The following is a 1,118-nucleotide window of genomic DNA, read 5'->3' on the forward strand; positions in this document are numbered from 1 at the left end:
GGTGCGCTGCTCGGCTCCCAGAGTGGGGGTCATACGAAGCACTTGGCGAGGTTCTGCACCCGAGTTGAGCACAATAGGCTCAACCGATGGCTCAGTGACCGAAATCGTACCCGGTTCTGGCGCTGGAGGCTCTAGGTCTGGAAGTGCTGGGTCTACAGCAGGAGCAGACTCCTGAGCAACCTCGACCCTAGAAACCGACTGGGCAGCAACGCGAGAAGCAGAGAAGAACTCCTGGCCACTGGCGATCGCCAACAGGGCAGCACCTATGCCCAAAATCTTGTCTTTGCGCATCGTTTTTACTGTCCTTCAGATTTTAGGTTCCAATTCGCAGGAGCTCGACATCGAAAATCAACGTCGCATTGGGTGGAATCACTCCCCCCGCACCCCGAGCACCGTATCCTAAATCAGGCGGAATGATCAGCTTGCGCCGTCCTCCCACACGCATTGTGGCGACACCTTCATCCCAACCTTTGATCACCTGACCGACTCCAATCCGAAAGGAAAAGGGCTGGTTGCGATCGCGCGAACTGTCAAATTTTGTGCCGTCTTCGAGGGTTCCTGTGTAGTGAACCACCACCGTCTGCCTCGTTTGAGGCATGGCTCCCGTCCCTTCTTCCAGGTCAATGTACTGCAAGCCGGATTCTGTCGTGATAATTTCTTCGTCCGGATTTTCCATATTGTCCTCAATAGTGCTATCGGCAGGCTCCATTGTCTCAGATTCATCCGCATCAGGAGCTTGAGCCACCAGGGTTTCAGCATTGGACTCCAAGGCTGATGATGTCGATGAAGCCGATGACGAATCAGGAGCAAGGTTCATCCACTGCTCTAGTTTCGAAGGGGTTGCGGGAGGGGCTGGTTGCGACTCAGCCGCTGATTCAGCCGTTTTGGAGGACGATGGGTTAGCGGCGATCGCATCATCACCCGACGTAGTGAACTGAGCCACAACAACGACCACAAGGCAAGCCACCATGACGCCCAGACTGATAAGTATTTCTCGCATAAAGGAGTTCCCTAACGGTTGTCTGTCTAAATCTGTCGTTCTAACTATCGTTTTTGATTATCGTTCAGCAATGGGTCATCGCCACAAGCGATTTTCAAGATCCCGAATTTGACGCTCT

The 1,118-nt window shown here is 53.5% G+C and carries 2 protein-coding genes; both read right to left on the reverse strand.

What is annotated here, in order from left to right:
- On the reverse strand, positions 1-291 hold a 291-nt coding region (locus V6D20_12310; protein ID HEY9816562.1), incomplete at its 3' end, for a hypothetical protein.
- A gap of 22 nt (positions 292-313) precedes the next feature.
- Entirely contained in the window at positions 314-1,000 is a 687-nt protein-coding gene (locus tag V6D20_12315; GenBank protein HEY9816563.1) for an FKBP-type peptidyl-prolyl cis-trans isomerase, read from the reverse strand.
- Positions 1,001-1,118 lie beyond the last annotated feature (118 nt).

This window comes from Candidatus Obscuribacterales bacterium, from assembly GCA_036703605.1.
GTDB lineage: Bacteria > Cyanobacteriota > Cyanobacteriia > RECH01 > RECH01 > RECH01.